The sequence below is a fragment of the Pseudomonas sp. NS1(2017) genome, assembly GCF_002269425.1.
Taxonomy (GTDB): Bacteria; Pseudomonadota; Gammaproteobacteria; order Pseudomonadales; family Pseudomonadaceae; genus Aquipseudomonas; species Aquipseudomonas reactans.
In genome coordinates, this window is sequence record NZ_CP022960.1 from 926626 (window position 1) to 946159 (window position 19534).

General features: G+C 61.6%; 24 protein-coding genes. 14 read left to right on the forward strand and 10 right to left on the reverse strand.

The window, feature by feature from the left end:
- Nucleotides 1-154: 154 nt before the first annotated feature.
- Genes pyrR through CI807_RS04475 form a run of 3 tightly spaced genes read left to right on the forward strand, consistent with a single transcriptional unit; the run spans nucleotide 155 to nucleotide 2958 of the window.
- On the forward strand, nucleotides 155-661 hold the full coding sequence (gene pyrR, locus CI807_RS04465) for a bifunctional pyr operon transcriptional regulator/uracil phosphoribosyltransferase PyrR (RefSeq protein ID WP_016976043.1): 507 nt from the start codon (nucleotides 155-157) through the stop codon (nucleotides 659-661).
- A 24-nt stretch (nucleotides 662-685) separates the two neighbouring features.
- On the forward strand, nucleotides 686-1690 hold the full coding sequence (locus CI807_RS04470) for an aspartate carbamoyltransferase catalytic subunit (protein ID WP_016976042.1): 1005 nt from the start codon (nucleotides 686-688) through the stop codon (nucleotides 1688-1690).
- Nucleotides 1687-2958, forward strand: a complete 1272-nt coding sequence (locus tag CI807_RS04475; protein ID WP_095013871.1) for a dihydroorotase — start codon at nucleotides 1687-1689, stop codon at nucleotides 2956-2958. Before CI807_RS04470 ends, CI807_RS04475 begins: the two co-directional genes overlap by 4 nt.
- A gap of 119 nt (nucleotides 2959-3077) precedes the next feature.
- On the opposite strand, the gene CI807_RS04480 is transcribed toward CI807_RS04475, so the two are convergent.
- Nucleotides 3078-3506, reverse strand: a complete 429-nt coding sequence (locus CI807_RS04480) for a TM2 domain-containing protein (protein ID WP_095013872.1) — start codon at nucleotides 3504-3506, stop codon at nucleotides 3078-3080.
- 250 nt (nucleotides 3507-3756) lie between these two features.
- Between CI807_RS04480 and CI807_RS04485 the strand changes: the two genes are divergently transcribed.
- Entirely contained in the window at nucleotides 3757-4398 is a 642-nt protein-coding gene (locus CI807_RS04485; RefSeq protein ID WP_016976039.1) for a C40 family peptidase, read from the forward strand.
- 104 nt (nucleotides 4399-4502) lie between these two features.
- Here the strand turns inward: CI807_RS04485 and CI807_RS04490 are convergent, their stop codons facing one another.
- The gene (locus CI807_RS04490) at nucleotides 4503-5537 is read right to left on the reverse strand and encodes a type IV pilus twitching motility protein PilT (RefSeq protein WP_095013873.1); all 1035 of its coding nucleotides are present in this window, start codon (nucleotides 5535-5537) and stop codon (nucleotides 4503-4505) included.
- 57 nt (nucleotides 5538-5594) lie between these two features.
- Here CI807_RS04490 and CI807_RS04495 point away from each other — a divergent pair, with 57 nt between their 5' ends.
- The 9 genes from CI807_RS04495 to CI807_RS04535 all read left to right on the forward strand — a co-directional run bounded on the left by CI807_RS04495 (nucleotide 5595) and on the right by CI807_RS04535 (nucleotide 12187).
- On the forward strand, nucleotides 5595-6281 hold the full coding sequence (locus CI807_RS04495; RefSeq protein WP_095013874.1) for a YggS family pyridoxal phosphate-dependent enzyme: 687 nt from the start codon (nucleotides 5595-5597) through the stop codon (nucleotides 6279-6281).
- A gap of 33 nt (nucleotides 6282-6314) precedes the next feature.
- Nucleotides 6315-7133: a pyrroline-5-carboxylate reductase gene (proC, locus tag CI807_RS04500; RefSeq protein ID WP_095013875.1), complete on the forward strand. Its 819-nt coding sequence runs from the start codon at nucleotides 6315-6317 to the stop codon at nucleotides 7131-7133.
- A gap of 9 nt (nucleotides 7134-7142) precedes the next feature.
- Nucleotides 7143-7733, forward strand: a complete 591-nt coding sequence (locus tag CI807_RS04505) for a YggT family protein (protein WP_095013876.1) — start codon at nucleotides 7143-7145, stop codon at nucleotides 7731-7733.
- Between the two features lie 95 nt (nucleotides 7734-7828).
- Complete coding sequence (locus CI807_RS04510) at nucleotides 7829-8968, forward strand: homoserine O-acetyltransferase (RefSeq protein ID WP_095013877.1); 1140 nt, start codon at nucleotides 7829-7831, stop codon at nucleotides 8966-8968.
- Nucleotides 8969-8975: 7 nt separating this feature from the next.
- Nucleotides 8976-9596 carry a methionine biosynthesis protein MetW gene (metW, locus tag CI807_RS04515; RefSeq protein ID WP_010207236.1) on the forward strand — a complete coding sequence of 207 codons (621 nt, stop codon included), beginning with the start codon at nucleotides 8976-8978 and terminating at the stop codon, nucleotides 9594-9596.
- 21 nt (nucleotides 9597-9617) lie between these two features.
- Complete coding sequence (locus CI807_RS04520; protein WP_095013878.1) at nucleotides 9618-10052, forward strand: DUF4426 domain-containing protein; 435 nt, start codon at nucleotides 9618-9620, stop codon at nucleotides 10050-10052.
- On the forward strand, nucleotides 10049-10645 hold the full coding sequence (rdgB, locus tag CI807_RS04525; RefSeq protein ID WP_095013879.1) for an RdgB/HAM1 family non-canonical purine NTP pyrophosphatase: 597 nt from the start codon (nucleotides 10049-10051) through the stop codon (nucleotides 10643-10645). The genes CI807_RS04520 and rdgB overlap by 4 nt, the downstream gene beginning before the upstream one ends.
- Nucleotides 10642-11844 carry a radical SAM family heme chaperone HemW gene (gene hemW / locus CI807_RS04530; RefSeq protein ID WP_095013880.1) on the forward strand — a complete coding sequence of 401 codons (1203 nt, stop codon included), beginning with the start codon at nucleotides 10642-10644 and terminating at the stop codon, nucleotides 11842-11844. Before rdgB ends, hemW begins: the two co-directional genes overlap by 4 nt.
- Nucleotides 11845-11863: 19 nt before the next feature.
- Nucleotides 11864-12187, forward strand: a complete 324-nt coding sequence (locus tag CI807_RS04535; RefSeq protein ID WP_016972961.1) for a DUF3392 domain-containing protein — start codon at nucleotides 11864-11866, stop codon at nucleotides 12185-12187.
- A 135-nt stretch (nucleotides 12188-12322) separates the two neighbouring features.
- On the opposite strand, the gene trmB is transcribed toward CI807_RS04535, so the two are convergent.
- The 4 genes from trmB to CI807_RS04555 form a co-directional block, all read right to left on the reverse strand.
- Nucleotides 12323-13048: a tRNA (guanosine(46)-N7)-methyltransferase TrmB gene (trmB, locus tag CI807_RS04540; RefSeq protein ID WP_095013881.1), complete on the reverse strand. Its 726-nt coding sequence runs from the start codon at nucleotides 13046-13048 to the stop codon at nucleotides 12323-12325.
- Nucleotides 13049-13057: 9 nt separating this feature from the next.
- A complete protein-coding gene (locus CI807_RS04545; protein ID WP_016976029.1) occupies nucleotides 13058-13852 on the reverse strand; it encodes a thiazole synthase in 795 nt (264 codons plus the stop codon).
- 52 nt (nucleotides 13853-13904) lie between these two features.
- Complete coding sequence (thiS, locus tag CI807_RS04550) at nucleotides 13905-14105, reverse strand: sulfur carrier protein ThiS (protein ID WP_032865944.1); 201 nt, start codon at nucleotides 14103-14105, stop codon at nucleotides 13905-13907.
- Nucleotides 14106-14176: 71 nt separating this feature from the next.
- On the reverse strand, nucleotides 14177-14554 hold the full coding sequence (locus tag CI807_RS04555) for a DUF423 domain-containing protein (RefSeq protein WP_016976028.1): 378 nt from the start codon (nucleotides 14552-14554) through the stop codon (nucleotides 14177-14179).
- Nucleotides 14555-14628: 74 nt separating this feature from the next.
- On the opposite strand from CI807_RS04555, the gene mtgA reads away from it, so the two are divergent.
- On the forward strand, nucleotides 14629-15351 hold the full coding sequence (gene mtgA / locus CI807_RS04560; protein ID WP_095013882.1) for a monofunctional biosynthetic peptidoglycan transglycosylase: 723 nt from the start codon (nucleotides 14629-14631) through the stop codon (nucleotides 15349-15351).
- 67 nt (nucleotides 15352-15418) lie between these two features.
- Here the strand turns inward: mtgA and rpoH are convergent, their stop codons facing one another.
- From rpoH to ftsY, 4 genes are all read right to left on the reverse strand, one after another.
- Nucleotides 15419-16273: an RNA polymerase sigma factor RpoH gene (gene rpoH, locus CI807_RS04565; RefSeq protein ID WP_016972967.1), complete on the reverse strand. Its 855-nt coding sequence runs from the start codon at nucleotides 16271-16273 to the stop codon at nucleotides 15419-15421.
- Nucleotides 16274-16402: 129 nt separating this feature from the next.
- A complete protein-coding gene (ftsX, locus tag CI807_RS04570) occupies nucleotides 16403-17428 on the reverse strand; it encodes a permease-like cell division protein FtsX (RefSeq protein ID WP_033897048.1) in 1026 nt (341 codons plus the stop codon).
- On the reverse strand, nucleotides 17425-18096 hold the full coding sequence (gene ftsE / locus CI807_RS04575) for a cell division ATP-binding protein FtsE (protein ID WP_003234627.1): 672 nt from the start codon (nucleotides 18094-18096) through the stop codon (nucleotides 17425-17427). Before ftsE ends, ftsX begins: the two co-directional genes overlap by 4 nt.
- Nucleotides 18093-19439 (reverse strand): signal recognition particle-docking protein FtsY, encoded by a 1347-nt coding sequence (gene ftsY, locus CI807_RS04580; protein ID WP_095013883.1) that lies wholly within the window; start codon nucleotides 19437-19439, stop codon nucleotides 18093-18095. Before ftsY ends, ftsE begins: the two co-directional genes overlap by 4 nt.
- Nucleotides 19440-19534: the final 95 nt, after the last annotated feature.

Here is a 19534-nt window from a genome sequence, read left to right on the forward strand (position 1 = left end):
GGAGCGAGCTTGCTCGCGAAAAACGTCAACGATTACGCGCGCATCCAGTGATGCACGCGGCGCCTGTGAGTTCTTCGCGAGCAAGCTCGCTCCTACAGTGTCTTTTACGTTTGAGCCCGGACCTTGCCTGCGCCAAGGTCCTGAAGGAGCCTGCATGAGCCTGCCGAACCCCGCCGAACTGATCAGCCAGATGGCCACAAGCCTCACGGCCCATCTGCAACACCGCAACATCAGCGAGCCGCGCTTCATCGGCATTCGCACCGGTGGTGTGTGGGTGGCCCAGGCATTGCTGGAAGCACTGGGCAGCGACTCGCCCCTCGGCACCCTCGACGTGTCCTTCTACCGTGACGATTTCAGCCAGAACGGCCTGCACCCACAAGTGCGCCCGTCGGCCCTGCCATTCGAGATTGAAGGCCAGCACCTGGTGCTGATCGACGACGTGCTGATGAGCGGCCGCACCATCCGCGCCGCCATGAACGAACTGTTCGACTATGGCCGCCCGGCCAGCGTGACCCTGGTGTGCCTGCTCGACCTGGATGCCGGCGAACTGCCGATCAGCCCGGATGTGGTCGGCGCCACACTGTCGCTGCAAGCCCACCAACGGGTAAAATTGTCCGGTCCCACGCCGCTCGAACTCGAACTGCAAGACCTCGCCCTTTAAACCGCCTTGTAAAGAGTCCCCGCGATGACGCCTCTCGATGCCAAGCGCCCGCTGCAGCTCAATGCTCAGGGCCAGTTGCAACACTTCTTGTCCCTTGACGGTTTGCCCCGCGAACTGCTCACCGAAATCCTCGACACCGCCGACTCGTTCCTTGAAGTCGGTGGCCGCGCGGTGAAGAAGGTCCCGCTGCTGCGCGGCAAGACCATCTGCAATGTGTTCTTCGAGAACTCCACGCGCACCCGTACCACCTTTGAACTGGCGGCCCAGCGGCTGTCGGCCGACGTGATCACGCTGAACGTGTCCACCTCGTCAGCGAGCAAGGGCGAAACCCTGCTCGACACCCTGCGCAACCTGGAAGCCATGGCCGCCGACATGTTCGTGGTCCGCCACGGCGATTCCGGCGCCGCGCACTTCATCGCCGAACACGTGTGCCCGCAGGTGGCGATCATCAACGGCGGCGACGGCCGTCACGCCCACCCGACCCAAGGCATGCTCGACATGCTCACCATCCGTCGGCACAAGGGCAGCTTTGAAAACCTCTCGGTGGCCATTGTCGGCGACATCCTGCACTCGCGGGTTGCACGCTCGAACATGCTGGCCCTCAAAGCCCTGGGTTGCCCGGATATCCGCGTGATCGCCCCGAAAACCCTGCTGCCGATCGGCATCGAGCAGTACGGCGTGAAGGTCTACACCGATATGGCCGCAGGCCTCAAGGATGTGGACGTGGTGATCATGCTGCGCCTGCAACGCGAGCGCATGGCCGGTGGCCTGCTGCCGAGCGAAGGCGAGTTCTACCGCCTGTTCGGCCTGACCACCGCACGCCTGGCCGGCGCCAAGCCGGATGCCATCGTGATGCACCCAGGCCCGATCAACCGTGGGGTGGAGATTGAGTCGGCGGTGGCCGACGGCCCTCAGTCGGTGATCCTGAACCAGGTCACCTACGGCATCGCCGTCCGCATGGCCGTGCTGTCCATGGCCATGAGCGGGCAAACCGCGCAACGTCAATTCGAGCAGGAGAACGCCCAGTGAAGCTCAGCATTCTTAGCGCTCGCGTTATCGATCCGGCCAGTGGCCTGGATCAGGTTACTGATCTGCACTTGGAAGCCGGCAAGCTTATCGCCATCGGCGCCGCCCCTGCGGGTTTCAGCGCGACTGAAACCCTCGACGCCAAAGGCCTGGTGGCCGCGCCTGGTCTGGTCGACCTGAACGTCGCCCTGCGCGAGCCGGGTTACAGCCGCAAGGGCAACATCATCAGCGAAACCCGCGCCGCCGCTGCCGGTGGCGTGACCAGCCTGTGCTGCCCGCCGCACACCAAACCGATCCTCGACACCTCGGCCGTGACCGAGCTGATCCTCGACCGCGCCCGCGAAGCCGGCAATTGCAAGGTGTTCCCTATCGGCGCCTTGAGCAAAGGCCTGGAAGGCGAACAACTCGCCGAACTGATCGCCCTGCGCGACGCCGGTTGCGTGGCGTTCGGCAATGGCCTGGAAAGCTTCCGCAGCACCCGCACGCTGCTGCGCGCTCTGGAATACGCGGCCACCTTCGACCTGACGGTGATCTTCCATTCCCAGGACCGCGACCTGGCCGAAGGCGGCCTGGCCCATGAAGGCGCCGTGGCCAGCTTCCTCGGCCTGCCGGGCATTCCGGAAACCGCCGAGACCGTGGCCCTGGCCCGTGACCTGTTGCTGGTGGAACAAAGCGGGGTGCGTGCGCACTTCAGCCAGTTGACCAGCGCTCGCGGAGTCGCCCTGATCGCCCAGGCCCAGGCCCGTGGTTTGCCGGTGACGGCAGATGTGGCGCTGTATCAGCTGATTCTGACGGATGAAGCGCTAATCGACTTCTCCAGCCTGTACCACGTGCAGCCGCCGCTGCGCACCCTGGCCGACCGCGACGGGTTGCGCGCGGCGGTGAAATCGGGTGTGGTTTCGGCGATTTCCAGCCATCACCAGCCCCATGAGCGGGATGCCAAGCTGGCACCGTTTGGCGCGACAGAGCCGGGTATCAGCAGTGTTGAACTGTTGCTGCCGTTGGCGATGACGTTGGTGGAAGATGGGTTGCTGGACTTGCCGACCTTGCTGGCACGCCTGAGTGCCGGCCCGGCTGAGGCATTGCGCCTGCCGGCGGGCAAGCTGGCGGTGGGTTCGGCGGCGGACCTGGTGCTGTTTGACCCGGCCAGCTCCACGGTTGCCGGGGAGCGGTGGTTGTCCAAGGGTGAAAACTGCCCGTTCATCGGCCATAGCCTGCCGGCGACGGTGCGTTACACCCTGGTTGACGGCCGCATCAGCTACCAGGCTTGACGCTACCAACACTGTAGGAGCGAGCTTGCTCGCGAAGAACGGACAGGCAACGCGGGCTACCTGAGAGCGCTGCGTTTTCGTTAACGTTCTTCGCGAGCAAGCTCGCTCCTACCGCTTATTTACCGCCCGGAATTGCGTTCGGCATTGCGGATCGAAATCTGCGTATTCAACGTCCAGAAGTCATACAGCACCCCCACCAGGAACAAGCCGCCGGTCAGCAGGTAGATCAGGCCGGTGATCCATTTGCCCTGGTACATGCGGTGCACGCCAAATACCCCCAGAAACGCCAACAGGATCCAGGCCACGTTGTATTCGATGGGCCCGGCGGTAAAACGCATGTCCGCTTCACGGTCCATGGCCGGGATCAGGAACAGGTCGATCAACCAGCCGATTCCCAGCAAGCCGAAGGTGAAAAACCAGATCGTGCCGGTGACGGGTTTGCCGTAATAGAAGCGATGCGCTCCGGTAAAACCGAAAATCCACAGCAGGTAACCGATCACCTTACTGTGGGTGTCTTGCTGCGGGCCAATCTGCTGATAGGTGTTCATCGCGTACCTCTTTTGCCTCAATAGATAAATTTTTTCATTTTCTTTGTGACTTTTTTACAGGCGCCCGACGTACGGCAAATGGTATCTTCCCTGCCCTGAAAGCCTTATGCCACCTGACTTGTGTAGGACAATTGCGGCGAATCGTCGCGTTTTTCCTGATTTTGACGTCAAGGTTCAGTCGACAAACGGCCTGAGAACGACACAAAAAGCTGTTATAAAGTTGCGCGCAAACCCATAAGAGCCACGCCTAATGCGACCATTTTTCAAGACATGGCTAACCATTTGCCTATTAATGCCACTGGCCGCCCACGCCACCAATCGTGAGCAACGACTTCCTAACGTTAACGGTTTCACCCCTAAAGTCCACAGCACGCCAAGCACCGCCAAGTCGGTAAAGCTGACCGTCAACCGCCCGACTCAACTGAGCAAGGCCCACAACGGTAAAGCAGTCCCGGGCCTGGTCGGCGTCAACACCAAGCAGAGCAGCACCGTCCTCAGCCGCGCCGTCAACGTGCTCGGTACTCCTTATCGTTGGGGCGGCAGCAGCCCAAGTAAAGGGTTCGACTGCAGCGGTTTGGTGAAATATGCGTTTAACGACGTCGCTGCCGTGGACCTGCCGCGTACTTCCAACGCCATGGCCGCCGGCCACGGGCAGAAGGTTGATCGCAAGGACCTGAAACCCGGTGACCTGTTGTTTTTCAAACTGAAGAGCCGCCAGGTGAACCACGTTGCCATCTACCTGGGCAACGATCGCTTCATCCACGCACCGCGTCGTGGCAAGGCGGTCAGTATCGACACGCTGAAGAAGCCGTTCTGGGACAAGAACTACGTGATTGCCAAGCGCGTGTTGCCGAAAGAGCAGAACAACAACCTGCGGGTCGTCCAGCGCTGATCGATCTACTGTAGGAGCGAGCTTGCTCGCGAAGAACGATAACGATGACGCGGGCATTCAGAATGAACGCGGCGCCTGTCAGTTTTTCGCGAGCAAGCTCGCTCCTACAGGTCTGTCGGCACCCTCGCCTTCTCCCGTGCGTCCTCGCGGCTGATCACCCCGCCCACGACCAGCGCCTTCAAACTCATATCCAGCGTCTTCATCCCCAACGCCCCACCGGTCTGGATCGCTGAAACCATCTGCGCCACCTTGTCCTCCCGAATCAAATTGCGAATGGCCGGCGTGCCCAGCATGATTTCATGGGCCGCCACGCGTCCGCCGCCGATCTTCTTTACCAGCACCTGGGACACCACCGCCTGCAACGACTCCGACAGCATCGAGCGGACCATGGCCTTTTCCCCAGCCGGGAACACGTCCACCAGCCGGTCTACGGTCTTTGCCGCCGAACTGGTGTGCAGGGTGCCAAACACCAGGTGCCCGGTCTCAGCCGCCGTCAGCGCCAGACGGATAGTTTCCAGGTCACGCAGTTCGCCCACCAGGATCACGTCCGGGTCTTCCCGCAGCGCCGAGCGCAGGGCGGTGGAAAAACCATGGGTGTCGCGATGCACCTGGCGCTGATTGATCAACGCCATTTTCGGCGTGTGGATAAATTCGATGGGGTCTTCAAGGGTAAGAATGTGATGGCGCCGATGCTGATTGAGGAAATCGATCATCGCCGCCAGAGTCGTAGACTTGCCCGAGCCGGTCGGGCCGGTAACCAGCACCAAGCCCCGTGGCAACTGGGCGATACGCTGAAACACTTCGCCAAGGCCAAGGCTTTCCAGGCTCTGGACCTCAGACGGGATGGTGCGAAACACCGCACTCATGCCGCGATCCTGCCGGAACACATTGGCCCGGAAGCGCGCCACGCCAGGCAGTTCGAAGGCAAAATCTGTTTCTAGAGATGTTTCGAAATCCTTTTGCTGGTGCTGAGCGAGCAAAGGGCTCAATAAGTCCGCTACTTGCGTAGGTGAAAGCACCGGCCCCTCCAGCGGCCAGACCTCGCCATCCAGGCGCAGCATCGGCGTCAGGCCGGCGGACACATGCAAGTCGGAGGCGCCACGGCGCACGCTGGCCGTGAGTAATTCAGTGATATCCATAGGGCTTTCCATTTCCAGTAGAATGCCGCGGACTCCATATCCACGGGCGCATCTTGAATGTCGACGATAGCAGACAACATCGGCCAGGTTAGCCAGCGCATCCGCGGCGCAGCCGACGCCGTGCAACGTGACGCAAGCAGCATCCACCTGCTGGCCGTGAGCAAGACCAAACCCGCGCAAGCCGTGCGCGAAGCCTATGCCGCCGGCATGCGCGACTTTGGCGAGAACTATCTGCAAGAAGCCTTGGGCAAACAGGCCGAATTAACCGACCTGCCCTTGAGTTGGCACTTCATCGGCCCCATTCAATCGAACAAGACGCGCGCTATCGCCGAGAACTTCGCTTGGGTGCATTCCGTGGACCGCCTCAAAATCGCTCAACGTTTGTCCGAACAACGCCCGGCCGACCTGCCGCCGCTGAACATCTGCATCCAGGTCAACGTCAGTGGCGAGGCCAGCAAGTCCGGCTGTACGCCCGCCGACCTGCCAGCCCTGGCCGACGCCATCAGCGCCCTGCCGCGCTTGAAGCTGCGCGGCCTGATGGCGATTCCTGAGCCGACTGAAGATCGGACCGCGCAAGACGCAGCGTTCGCCGCGGTACGCGACCTGCAAAACAGCCTGAACCTGCCGCTGGACACACTTTCCATGGGCATGAGCCACGACCTAGAGTCGGCCATTGCCCAAGGCGCCACCTGGGTGCGGATCGGTACCGCCCTGTTTGGTGCCCGCGACTACGGCCAGCCATGAAATGGCTGACTTCCCTCTGAGTAAGGACCTGTCATGAGCAACACGCGTATTGCCTTTATCGGCGCCGGTAACATGGCGGCCAGCCTGATCGGTGGCCTGCGGGCCAAGGGCCTGGACGCCGCGCAGATCCGCGCCAGCGACCCAGGCGCCGACACCCGTGCCCGTGCCAGCGCCGAGCACGGCATTGAAACCTTTGCCGATAACGCCGAGGCCATCCAGGGCGTCGATGTGATTGTGCTGGCCGTTAAGCCGCAGGCCATGAAAGCCGTGTGCGAAAGCCTGCGTCCGAGCCTGCAGCCGCAGCAACTGGTGGTGTCCATCGCCGCCGGCATCACCTGCGCCAGCATGAACACCTGGCTCGGTGCCCAGCCGATCGTGCGCTGCATGCCCAATACGCCAGCACTGGTCAGCCAAGGTGTGAGCGGGCTGTATGCCACCGCGCAAGTGAGCGCCGAACAACGTGACCAGGCGCAGGAGCTGCTGTCTGCCGTGGGCCTCGCCCTGTGGCTGGAGCAGGAACAGCAACTGGACGCGGTCACCGCCGTGTCCGGCAGCGGCCCGGCGTACTTCTTCCTGCTGATCGAGGCCATGACTGCCGCTGGCGTGAAACTGGGCCTGTCCAAGGACGTCGCCGAGCAACTGGCCGAGCAGACTGCCCTGGGCGCCGCGCATATGGCGGTGGCCAGCGATGTGGACGCCGCCGAGTTGCGCCGTCGCGTGACCTCGCCAGGCGGTACCACACAGGCGGCCATCGAGTCGTTCCAGGCCGGGGGCTTTGAAGCCCTGGTGGAAAAAGCATTGGGTGCCGCTGCGCACCGCTCGGCGGAACTCGCCGAACAACTGGGCAAATAAGGAGCCAACATGATTGGTTTGAACACCGCAGCCGTCTATGTGCTGCAAACCCTTGGCAGTCTGTACCTGCTGATCGTACTGATGCGCTTCGTGCTGCAACTGGTGCGTGCGAACTTCTACAACCCGCTCTGCCAGTTCATCGTCAAGGCCACGCAGCCGCTGCTCAAGCCGCTGCGCCGGATCATTCCGAGCCTGTTCGGCCTGGACATGTCGTCGCTGGTCCTGGCGATCCTGGTACAGCTGGCCTTGATGGCGCTGACCCTGCTCCTGACCTACGGCACCACCGGCAACTTCGTGCAACTGCTGGTCTGGGCCATCATCGGCGTGACCGCGCTGTTCCTGAAAATCTTCTTCTTCGCCCTGATCATCAGCGTGATCCTGTCCTGGGTCGCCCCCGGCAGCCACAACCCTGGCGCCGAGCTGGTGAACCAGATCTGCGAACCTGCCCTGGCGCCGTTCCGCAAGCTGCTGCCGAACCTGGGTGGCCTGGATATTTCGCCGATCCTGGCGTTCATGGTGCTCAAGTTGCTGGACATGCTGGTGATCAACAACCTGGCAGCCATGACCGGCATGCCAGAGATTCTGCGCCTGCTGATCTGATGTTCCCTGGCGAGGGAGGCCCCTCCCTCGCCATTGCTTGCCGCTAGGTGCAGCGGTCTTTAGACTTACGCCTCATTTAAACGAGAGCAGGGTCGATGCCAGCTGCCTTCCCCCCCGATTCTGTTGGACTGGTCGTGCCCCAAGTGGCGCACTTCAGCGAACCGTTGGCCCTGGCCTGCGGGCGTTCGCTGCCTGCCTATGACCTGATCTATGAAACCTACGGCCAACTGAATGCCACGGCGAGCAACGCCGTGCTGATCTGCCACGCCTTGTCCGGCCATCATCATGCCGCCGGTTTTCACTCGGTCGACGAGCGCAAGCCCGGCTGGTGGGACAGTTGCATCGGCCCCGGCAAGCCCATCGACACCAACAAGTTCTTTGTGGTCAGCCTGAACAACCTCGGGGGCTGCAACGGTTCCACCGGCCCGAGCAGCATCAACCCGGAAACCGGCAAACCGTTCGGCGCCGATTTCCCCGTGCTGACGGTGGAAGACTGGGTGCACAGCCAGGCGCGTCTCGCCGACCTGCTGGGCATCCACCAATGGGCCGCCGTGATCGGCGGCAGCCTCGGCGGTATGCAGGCGCTGCAATGGACCATCACCTACCCGGATCGCGTGCGCCATTGCCTGGCCATCGCCTCGGCCCCCAAATTGTCAGCGCAGAACATCGCCTTCAACGAAGTGGCGCGCCAGGCCATCCTGACTGACCCTGAGTTCCACGGCGGTTCGTTCCAGGAAGCCGGGGTGATCCCCAAGCGCGGCCTGATGCTGGCGCGGATGGTGGGGCATATCACCTACCTGTCCGATGACTCCATGGGCGAGAAATTCGGCCGTGGCCTCAAGAGCGAGAAGCTCAACTACGACTTCCACAGCGTCGAGTTCCAGGTGGAAAGCTACCTGCGTTATCAGGGTGAGGAGTTCTCCGGGCGTTTCGACGCCAACACCTACCTGCTGATGACCAAGGCGCTGGACTATTTCGACCCGGCGGCCAACCATGACGACGACCTGGCGAAAACCTTCGAAGGCGCCACGGCCAAGTTCTGCGTGATGTCGTTCACCACCGACTGGCGCTTCTCGCCGGCCCGCTCCCGTGAGCTGGTGGACGCGCTGATGGCCGCGCGCAAAGACGTCTGCTACCTGGAAATCGATGCGCCGCAAGGCCACGACGCCTTCCTGATTCCGATCCCGCGTTACTTGCAGGCGTTCGGCAATTACATGAACCGGATTACTGTGTGAGAACGCCATGAGAGCCGACCTGGAAATCATCCAAGAATGGATCCCCGCCGGCAGCCGCGTGCTCGACCTTGGCTGCGGCGATGGCGAACTGCTGAGCTGGCTGCGCGACAACAAGCAAGTCACCGGCTACGGCCTGGAAAACGACCCGGACAATATCGCCCAGTGCGTGGCCAAGGGCATCAACGTGATCGAGCAGGACCTGGACAAGGGCCTGGGCAACTTTGCCAGCAACAGCTTCGACATCGTGGTGATGACCCAGGCACTGCAAGCCGTGCACTACCCGGACCGCATCCTCGACGAAATGCTGCGCGTCGGCCGCCAGTGCATCATCACTTTCCCCAACTTCGGCCACTGGCGCTGCCGCTGGTACCTGGCCACCAAGGGCCGCATGCCGGTGTCGGACTTCCTGCCCTACACCTGGTACAACACGCCGAACATCCACTTCTGCACCTTCGAAGACTTCGAAGCGCTGTGTGGCGAACGTGAAGCCAAGGTGATCAACCGCCTCGCTGTCGATCAACAGCACCGCCACGGCTGGGCGAGTAAACTATGGCCCAACCTGTTGGGCGAAATTGGTATTTACCGGGTCAGCAGCCCTGGCTTGACCGACCACAAGATTGCCGTCTAATCATCTTCAAGAGGGACGCTCATGAGTCGTTTGGCTATTTTTCTATTGACCGCCTGCCTGGGCGCCAGCGCCGTGGCCGCAGACGCAATAGACGCTAACCGCAAGAAAGACTTCGGTGACATCACCGTGCACTACAACACCTTCACCTCCAGCTTCCTGCAACCGGAAACGGCCCAGGCTGCTGGCGTGGTACGCAGCAAGGAGAAGGGCCTGATCAACGTGACCGTGATCAAGGGCGTGACCCCGGTGGCCGCGCAAGTCACCGGCACCATCAAGGACCTGGGCGGCAAGAGCGAGATCCTGACCTTCAAGCAGATCAACGAGAAAGGCGGCGTCAACTATCTCGCGCCCTACTCCGTGACCCAGCGGGAATACAAGACGTTTACCATCAATGTTGAAACCGGTGGCAAAGCCCATAGCTTCCAATTCAACCAAGAACTGTTCCCGGCCGAATGATGAAACTCACCCAACTCGTACTGGCCAGCCATAACGCCGGCAAACTCAAAGAATTGCAGGCGATGCTCGGCGACTCCGTGCACCTGCGCTCCATTGGCGAATTCAGCCAGGTGGAGCCGGAAGAGACCGGCTTGTCGTTCGTCGAGAACGCCATCCTCAAGGCGCGTAATGCCGCACGTATCTCCGGCCTGCCGGCACTGGCGGACGACTCGGGCCTGGCGGTGGACTTCCTCGGCGGCGCCCCTGGCATCTATTCGGCGCGTTATGCCGACGGCAAGGGCGATGCGGCCAACAACGCCAAGCTGCTGGACGCGCTCAAGGACGTGCCGGACGCCGAGCGCGGCGCGCAGTTCGTCTGCGTGCTGGCCCTGGTGCGCCACGCCGACGACCCGCTGCCGATCCTGTGTGAAGGCCTGTGGCACGGGCGCATCCTGCATGCGGCCAGTGGCGAACATGGCTTTGGCTATGACCCGCTGTTCTGGGTGCCGGAGCGCAATGTCTCCAGCGCCGAATTGAGCCCAGCCGACAAGAACCAGATCAGCCACCGTGCTCGCGCAATGGATTTGCTGCGCCAACGCCTGAGCCTGAAATGACCCAGAACACCTCTGCGCAGCCGCTGATCCACGGCGGCGCGCAAACACCTCGGGCGGCCTTGCCGGTACTGCCGCCCCTGGCGCTGTATATCCACATCCCGTGGTGTGTGCGCAAATGCCCTTATTGCGACTTCAACTCCCACACCGCCAGCAAGGTGCTGCCGGAAGAGGAGTATGTGGATGCACTGCTGGCCGACCTCGATCAGGACCTGCACGCCGTGTACGGTCGCGAGCTGAGTTCGATCTTCTTTGGCGGGGGTACGCCGAGCCTTTTCAGCGCCGCCGCATTGGGCCGCCTGCTCAAGGGTGTGGAAGCGCGCATCCCGTTTGCCAGTGATATCGAAATCACCCTGGAAGCCAACCCAGGGACCTTCGAACAAGAGAAGTTCGTCGCCTATCGCAAGCTGGGGATCAACCGCCTGTCCATCGGCATTCAGAGCTTCCAGCAGGAAAAGCTTGAGGCCCTCGGCCGTATCCACAATGGCGACGAAGCCGTGCGCGCCGCCGGCATGGCGCGTCAGGCCGGGTTTGATAACTTCAATCTGGACCTGATGCACGGTTTGCCCGATCAGTCCCTGGACGACGCCCTGAGCGACTTGCGCCAGGCCATCGCGCTGAAGCCGACGCATCTGTCCTGGTACCAACTTACGTTAGAGCCGAACACCGTATTCTGGAACCAACCACCTGCGCTGCCGGAAGACGACACGTTGTGGGACATTCAGGAGGCCGGCCAGGCGCTGCTTGCCGAACACGGTTACGCGCAATATGAAGTGTCGGCCTACGCCCAACCGGGTCGCCCGGCGCGGCATAACCTGAATTACTGGAGCTTCGGCGACTTTATCGGCATCGGCGCCGGTGCCCACGGCAAGCTCAGCCACCCCGACGGGCGCATCGTGCGCACCTGGAAGACCCGAGCACCGAAGGACTACCTCAACCCGGCCAAAAGCTTTCAGGCCGGCGCGAAGGAACTGACCAACGAAGAATTGCCATTCGAGTTCCTGATGAACGCGTTGCGCCTCACCGAGGGCGTCGAGGCCAAGCTTTACGCCGAGCGCACCGGCCTCGATCTGGCGAGCCTCGATGAAGGCCGTCGCGAGGCCGAACAAAGTGGCTTAATGCAGGTCGAACCGTCACGCCTGGCGGCGACCGACCGTGGGCAACTCTTTCTCAATGACCTGTTGCAGAAGTTTTTGAGCTGATCGCTCTTAAGGAAATCGAATGGATTTGGTACTCGACCTGCTCGCCACCGTATCCCGCTGGAGCCGTAGCAACCTGTCGGAAATCTCCCTGGCCCTTGTGGGCTGCCTGCTGGTGCTGTTTGGCGCCGATATCAAAGGCTGGGTGGAAGCGCGTTTGGGCAGCATCGCCGGCGCGTTGCGCGTACCGTTGATGGCGCTGGTGTGCATGATCGGCAGCGGCGCCGCACTGATCTACGCCACGCCGTGGATTGTGCGGGGGTTGAGCCAGTTCAATAACTACAGCCTGGCGCCAGTGTTGGTGGTGGTGCTGGTGTTGATTGGCGTAGTAGCAGACCGCCGCTGATCCAGACCCAACACCACACTGTAGGAGCGAGCTTGCTCGCGAAGAACGTCAACGATAACGCAGCGCTATCAGGTAGCCCGCGTCGCCGATGGTTTTTTCGCGAGCAAGCTCGCTCCTACAAGGGTTGCGTTTAGGTCAGGCCAGCTTCTCGAACTTCAAATCCCAAACCCCATGCCCCAGCCGCTCGCCGCGGCGTTCGAACTTGGTGATCGGACGCTCAGCCGGGCGTGGCACGCATTTGCCGTCTTCGGCGATGTTGCGGTAGCCAGGGGCGACGTTCATCACTTCCAGCATGTATTCCGCATACGGCTCCCAGTCGGTGGCCATATGCAGGATGCCGCCAACCTTAAGCTTGCTGCGTACCAGTTCCGCAAAGGAGGCCTGGACGATACGGCGCTTGTGGTGACGGGCCTTGTGCCACGGGTCGGGGAAGAACAGCATCAGGCGGTCGAGGCTGTTGTCGGCGATGCAGCGGTTGAGCACTTCGATCGCGTCGCAGTCATACACACGCAGGTTGGTCAGCCCTTGGGTGAGCACGCCATTGAGCAGCGCGCCGACACCTGGGCGGTGCACTTCCACACCGATGAAATCCTGGTCTGGCGCGGCGGCGGCCATTTCCAGCAGGGAGTGGCCCATGCCGAAGCCGATTTCCAGGGAACGCGGGGCCGAACGGCCGAACACCTGGTCGTAATCCACCGGCGCGTCGGCCAGGGGCAACACGAACAGCGGCGTACCTTGCTCCAGGCCCTTTTGCTGGCCTTCGGTCATGCGGCCGGCGCGCATCACAAAACTCTTGATGCGGCGGTGCTTGGACTCGTCGCCTTCTTCTACAGTGTTCGGCGTTTCGTTTGATTCAGTCATCAATGGCTCTTACTTGATCAGACCATCCAGCGGCGAGGAGGCGCTGGCGTAGAGTTTTTTCGGCATGCGGCCGGCGAGGTAGGCCAGGCGGCCCGCGACGATGGCGTGGTTCATGGCTTGCGCCATCATGATCGGCTGCTGGGCGTGGGCAATGGCGGAGTTCATCAGCACCGCGTCGCAGCCCAGCTCCATGGCGATGGTTGCGTCTGAGGCCGTGCCTACGCCCGCATCCACCAGCACCGGGATCTTGGCCTCTTCGAGGATGATCTGCAGGTTGTACGGATTGCAGATACCCAGGCCGGAACCGATCAGGCCCGCCAACGGCATCACGGCGATGCAGCCGATTTCTGCCAGTTGGCGCGCGATGATCGGGTCATCGCTGGTGTAGACCATCACATCGAAACCTTCCTTGACCAGGGTTTCGGCGGCCTTGAGGGTTTCGATCACGTTGGGGAACAGGGTTTTCTGGTCGGCCAGCACTTCCAGCTTCACCAGGTTATGGCCGTCGAGCAGCTCACGGGCCAGGCGGCAGGTGCGCACGGCTTCGATGGCGTCGTAGCAACCGGCGGTGTTCGGCAGGAAGGTGTAGCGATCCGGCGACAGCACTTCGAGCAGGTTTGGCTCGCCTTCGATCTGGCCGAGGTTGGTGCGGCGCACGGCGAAGGTGACGATCTCGGCGCCCGAGGCTTCGATGGCCAGGCGGGTTTCTTCCATGTCGCGGTATTTGCCGGTGCCGACCAACAGACGGGACTGGAAGGTACGACCGGCCAGGACGAAGGGCTTGTCGCTACGAACGATGCTCATGGGAAATCCTCGAAATGGGGTGAGGTTCTGCAGAATTCAGGAAGTTGCGCGACTAGCCGCCGCCGATGGCGTGGACCACTTCGACCTGGTCACCTTCGGTGAGCGCGGTCTCGGCGTGCTGGCTACGCGGGACGATATCCAGGTTGAGTTCGACTGCGACACGACGTCCGGTCAGGTCCAGACGGGTCAGCAGGGCCGCAACGGTTTCACCGTCGGGCAGTTCAAAGGATTCGCCGTTCAACTGAATGCGCATGCCACGGGCCGCCATCGTTTTAAGGGGCCCGCATTCTAGCCCGATTGGCGTTGCCGGCCCAAGCCCCTTGGTCAGGCGGCCTGCAAGCGCCACGCCGCCAGACCGAGGAAAAACCAACCTAAAAGGAACGCTAGCCCGCCAAACGGCGTAATGATGCCTAGCTTGCTGATCCCGGTCAGGGTCAGCACATACAGGCTGCCGGAGAACAGCAGGATGCCGACGGTAAACGAGATGCCCGCCCAGCTGACCAACCGGCCAGGAATATGCGCCGCCAGCAACGCCACGCCGAACAACGCCAGGGTATGCACCAGTTGGTAAGTCACGCCAGTATGGAAGATCGCCAGGTACTCGGCGCTCAAGCGGTTTTTCAGGCCATGGGCGGCGAACGCACCGAGGGCCACGCCGGTGAAGCCGAAAAAGGCAGCCAACATCAGAAAGCCACGCAACATGAGGAACTCCAGTCAGACTCAAAGGGCCGGGTCTGTATAATGGCCCGCTCAACGGGTTCGGCCAAGCCATCTCTATGCTGCGTCTCCTCTTCAAACGCTTTCTCAACGTCGTGAAATGGTTTGCCATCGGCAGTGTGCTGCTGGTGTTGCTGTTTCGTGTCGTCCCGCCGCCGTTCACCGCGCTGATGGTGGAACGCAAGGTTGAATCCTGGTTCGACGGCGAACCCATCGACCTGCAGCGCAGCTGGGTGCCGTGGGATGAGATCTCCGACGACCTCAAAGTGGCGGTGATGGCCGGCGAAGACCAGCGCTTCCCGCAGCATTGGGGGTTTGACTTCGGTGCGATCCAGGCGGCGATCCTGCACAACGAGCGCGGCGGCTCGATTCGCGGCGCCAGTACGTTGAGCCAGCAGGTGTCGAAGAACCTGTTCCTGTGGGCCGGCCGCAGTTATTTGCGCAAAGGCCTGGAAGCCTGGTTTACCGGGCTGATCGAGGTGTTGTGGCCCAAACAGCGGATTCTTGAGGTGTATCTCAACAGTGTTGAGTGGGATGAAGGCGTGTTTGGCGCGCAAGCTGCGGCGCAGCATCACTTCGGCGTGAGTGCCAATGGGCTTTCGCGCCAGCAGGCCAGCTACCTGGCGGCAGTGCTGCCTAACCCTCGGGTGTGGAGTGCCAGTCATCCGACGGCGTATGTGGCGCGGCGCGCGGCGTGGATTCGGCAGCAGATGAGTCAGTTGGGTGGGGATGGCTATTTGGTGGAGTTGAACAATTCACGCAAAGCACCTTGGTCCGACTGACCCTACACCTCAAACAAAAATGCCCCGATCTTTCGATCGGGGCATTTTTTTGTCTTTTCGCTGCGTTTTAGGCGGCGATCGACAACTTCAGCTTGTTCATCGCGCTCTTCTCAAGCTGACGAATCCGCTCGGCCGACACGTTGTACTTCTGTGCCAGGTCGTGCAGCGTGGCTTTGTCTTCCGCCAGCCAGCGCTGGTAGAGGATGTCGCGGCTGCGGTCGTCCAGCACTTCCAGCGCTTCGTGCAGGTTGTGGTTGGAGTTGTCGCTCCAGTCCGCATCCTCCAGTTGACGCGCCGGGTCGTACCGGTGGTCTTCCAGGTAGTTGGCCGGCGATTGGAAGGCGCTGTCGTCGTCCGCTTCAGCAGCGGGGTCGAAGGCCATGTCATGGCCGGTCAGGCGGCTTTCCATCTCGCGCACTTCACGGGGCTCCACGCCGAGGCTTTCGGCCACGCGATGGACTTCCTCGTTGTTCAGCCACGCCAGGCGTTTCTTCTGGCTGCGCAGGTTGAAGAACAGCTTGCGCTGGGCCTTGGTGGTCGCCACTTTCACGATGCGCCAGTTGCGCAGGATGAACTCGTGGATTTCCGCCTTGATCCAGTGCACAGCAAACGACACCAGACGCACACCCATTTCCGGGTTGAAGCGTTTCACAGCCTTCATCAGGCCAACGTTGCCTTCCTGAATCAGGTCAGCCTGGGCCAAGCCGTAGCCGCTGTAGCTACGGGCGATATGTACGACAAAACGCAGGTGGGCGAGCACCATCTGCCGAGCCGCCCCCAAATCCTGCTCATAGTAGAGACTCTCGGCCAGTTCACGCTCCTGCTCGGGCGTCAGCAATGGAATGCTGTTGACCGTGTGCACATAGGCTTCCAGGTTCGCACCCGGGACCAAGGCATAAGCAGGTTGCAAAGAAGTGGTCATACGAAAAAACCTCCGACTCACATAACTCGTGCAGTGAAGCACTGCGAAAATTGACCGGGAACCGTAGGACAAGTTCCCTAAACCACCAATACGGTCAATACAAACGAAACCACATTAATCTGACATTAACTACTTCGGTGCCAACTCGCGTAAATGACGAGCGACCGCAATCCAAGCACCGATATACCCCAACAATACCGCGCCAAGCAAGAGACTCAGACCATCGGCTACCGGCACGCCGGCCAGCGCGAAATCACTGCCGTAGAGTCCGGCCAGCCCGACCACCGCGTCATTCAGCCAGTCCAGGCCAAAAGCCAGCACGCCCCAGGACAAAATCCCGGCACCGAAGCCATAAAGCGCGCCCATGTACAGAAAAGGACGACGCACATAGCTGTCCGTGCCGCCGACCAGTTTAATCACTTCTATCTCGGTGCGACGGTTTTCAATATGAAGACGAATGGTATTACCTATCACCAAAAGTAATGCAGACACCAACAGCACCGTCAGGCCGAACACGAAGCGGTCGCCCAGCTTGAGGATCGCCGCCAGGCGCTCTACCCAGACTAGATCAAGCTGCGCCTGCTGCACCTTGGGCATCTCTGCGAGTTTTTGTCGCAGGGCTTCCAGCGCCGGCTTGTCGACTTCATTCGGCGTCACCAGCACCACGCCCGGCAGCGGGTTCTGTGGCAGCTCTTTAAGCGCCTCGCCCAGGCCGGATTGTTGCTGGAACTCTTCAAGGGCTTGGTCGCGGCTGATGTACTCGGCATCCGCCACACCTGGGATGTTCTTGATGTCGTCGCGCAACGCTTCGCCGTCTTTGGCGCTGGCGTCGATGTTCAGGTACAGCGAGATCTGCGCCGCGCGCTGCCAGGAACCGCCGAGGCGCTCCACATTATTGAGCAGCAGCGACAACCCCATCGGCAGGCTCAAGGCCACTGCCATCACCAGGCAGGTGAAAAAGCTGCCGATCGGCTGCTTGCCCAGGCGGCGCAGGCTGTCGACCAGGCTGGCGCGATGGCTTTCGACCCAAGCGCGCAGCAGGGTGCTGAAGTCCGGGCCGTCATCGTCGTGATCGTGTTTTTTCTTCGGTGGTTGCGGATCGGCCGGTTTCGGCGCCACGCGCTCGGAGACTTTAGGGCTGCGTGTCGCACTCATACGCCGGCCTCCCCGTCACCGATCAAGCGGCCGCGTTGCAGGGTAAGCATGCGATGGCGCATGCGCGCGATCAGCGCCAGGTCGTGACTGGCGATCAGCACGCTGGTGCCCAGGCGGTTGATGTCTTCGAACACCCCCATGATCTCGGCCGCCAGGCGCGGATCGAGGTTACCGGTGGGTTCGTCCGCCAGCAGCAGGGCCGGGCGGTGGACGATGGCGCGGGCGATGCCCACGCGCTGTTGCTGGCCGGTGGAAAGGTCGCCGGGGTAGAGGTCGGTCTTGTCCGACAGCGCCACGCGCTCCAAGGCCGAATCCACGCGCTTGACGATCTCGGCCTTGGACAGCCCGAGGATCTGCAACGGCAGCGCCACGTTATTGAACACGGTGCGGTCGAACAGCAACTGATGGTTCTGGAACACCACGCCGATCTGGCGGCGCAGGAACGGAATCTGCGCATTGCTAATGGTGGCCAGGTCCTGGCCCGCCAGCAGCAGTTTGCCGGTGGTCGGGCGTTCCATGGCCAGCAGCAGGCGCAACAGGGTACTTTTGCCGGCACCGGAGTGGCCGGTTACAAACAGAAACTCGCCGCGACGCACTCGAAAGCTCAGCTCATGCAAGCCCACATGCCCGTTGGCATAGCGTTTACCGACCTGCTCGAATCGAATCATGAACGCTCCCGCTCGGCAAACAGTGCCTGTACAAAGGGTTCGGCTTCAAAGGTGCGCAGGTCGTCGATGCCTTCACCGACGCCGATATAACGAATCGGCAACCCGAACTGTTTGGCCAGGGCGAAGATCACGCCGCCCTTGGCCGTGCCGTCGAGCTTAGTCAATGCCAGGCCAGTCAGTTGCACCGTCTGGTTGAATTGTTTGGCCTGGCTGATGGCGTTCTGGCCGGTACCGGCATCCAGCACCAACAGAACCTCGTGCGGGGCGTCTGCATCGAGCTTGCCGATCACGCGACGGACTTTCTTCAGCTCTTCCATCAAGTTGTCTTTGGTGTGCAGGCGACCGGCGGTATCGGCGATCAGCACATCAATGTTACGGGCCTTGGCGGCTTGCACGGCGTCGAAGATCACCGAAGCGGAATCCGCGCCAGTGTGCTGGGCGATCACCGGGATCTTGTTGCGCTCGCCCCACACCTGCAACTGCTCAACCGCTGCGGCGCGGAAGGTGTCACCGGCGGCCAGCATGACTTTCTTGCCTTCGGACTGCAGCTTCTTGGCCAGCTTGCCGATGGTGGTGGTCTTGCCGGCACCGTTGACGCCCACTACCAGAATCACGAACGGCTTGTTCGGGGTGATTACCAGCGGTGCCTCAACAGGCTTTAGCATCGCCGCCAGTTCGGCCTGCAGGGATTTGTACAGCGCGTCGGCATCGGTCAGTTGCTTGCGCGCGACCTTCTGGGTGAGGCTCTGGATGATCACGGCGGTGGCTTCGACGCCCACGTCGGCGGTGAGCAGGCGGGTTTCGATGTCTTCCAGCAGTTCGTCATCGATGACTTTTTTGCCGAGGAACAGGCTGGCCATGCCTTCGCCAATGCTGGCGCTGGTCTTGCTCAGGCCCTGCTTGAGGCGGGCGAAGAAGCCGGTCTTGCTGGTTTCGACGGCAGCTGCCACGGGTTCTGGCTCGATCACCGCGGGCGCAGCGACCTCGACCACAGCCGGAATGGGCGGCGTGACGTGCTCAGCCTGCACATCTTCAACCAAGGCCACAGGTTCTTCGGCCACCGGCAGTTCCAGCCACGGCTTGTGCTCTGGCTCTGGCTCTGGCTCTGGCTCTGGCTCAGCTTCCACCACCGGCTGCAACACCGGCTCGGCCATCGGCAACACCACTGGCGCCGGGGTTTCAACAACCGGTTCGGCTTCTACTACAGGCTCAGGGATGGGTTCAGGCTGAACCGGCGGCTGTTCGTCGACGGTTTCCTGCGGCTTTTTGCGCAGCCATCCGAACAGGCCTTTTTTCTCGCCAGCCGCAGCTGGGGTCTTCTTGTCGTCGTTGGAACCAAACATGGAGACGGCTATCTCAAGGTAGCGACGCGCCACTAGGCGCGTCGGTAAATAAAATTCGATGCGTAACAGACTGTTTTTTAGCCAGCTCGTTCATG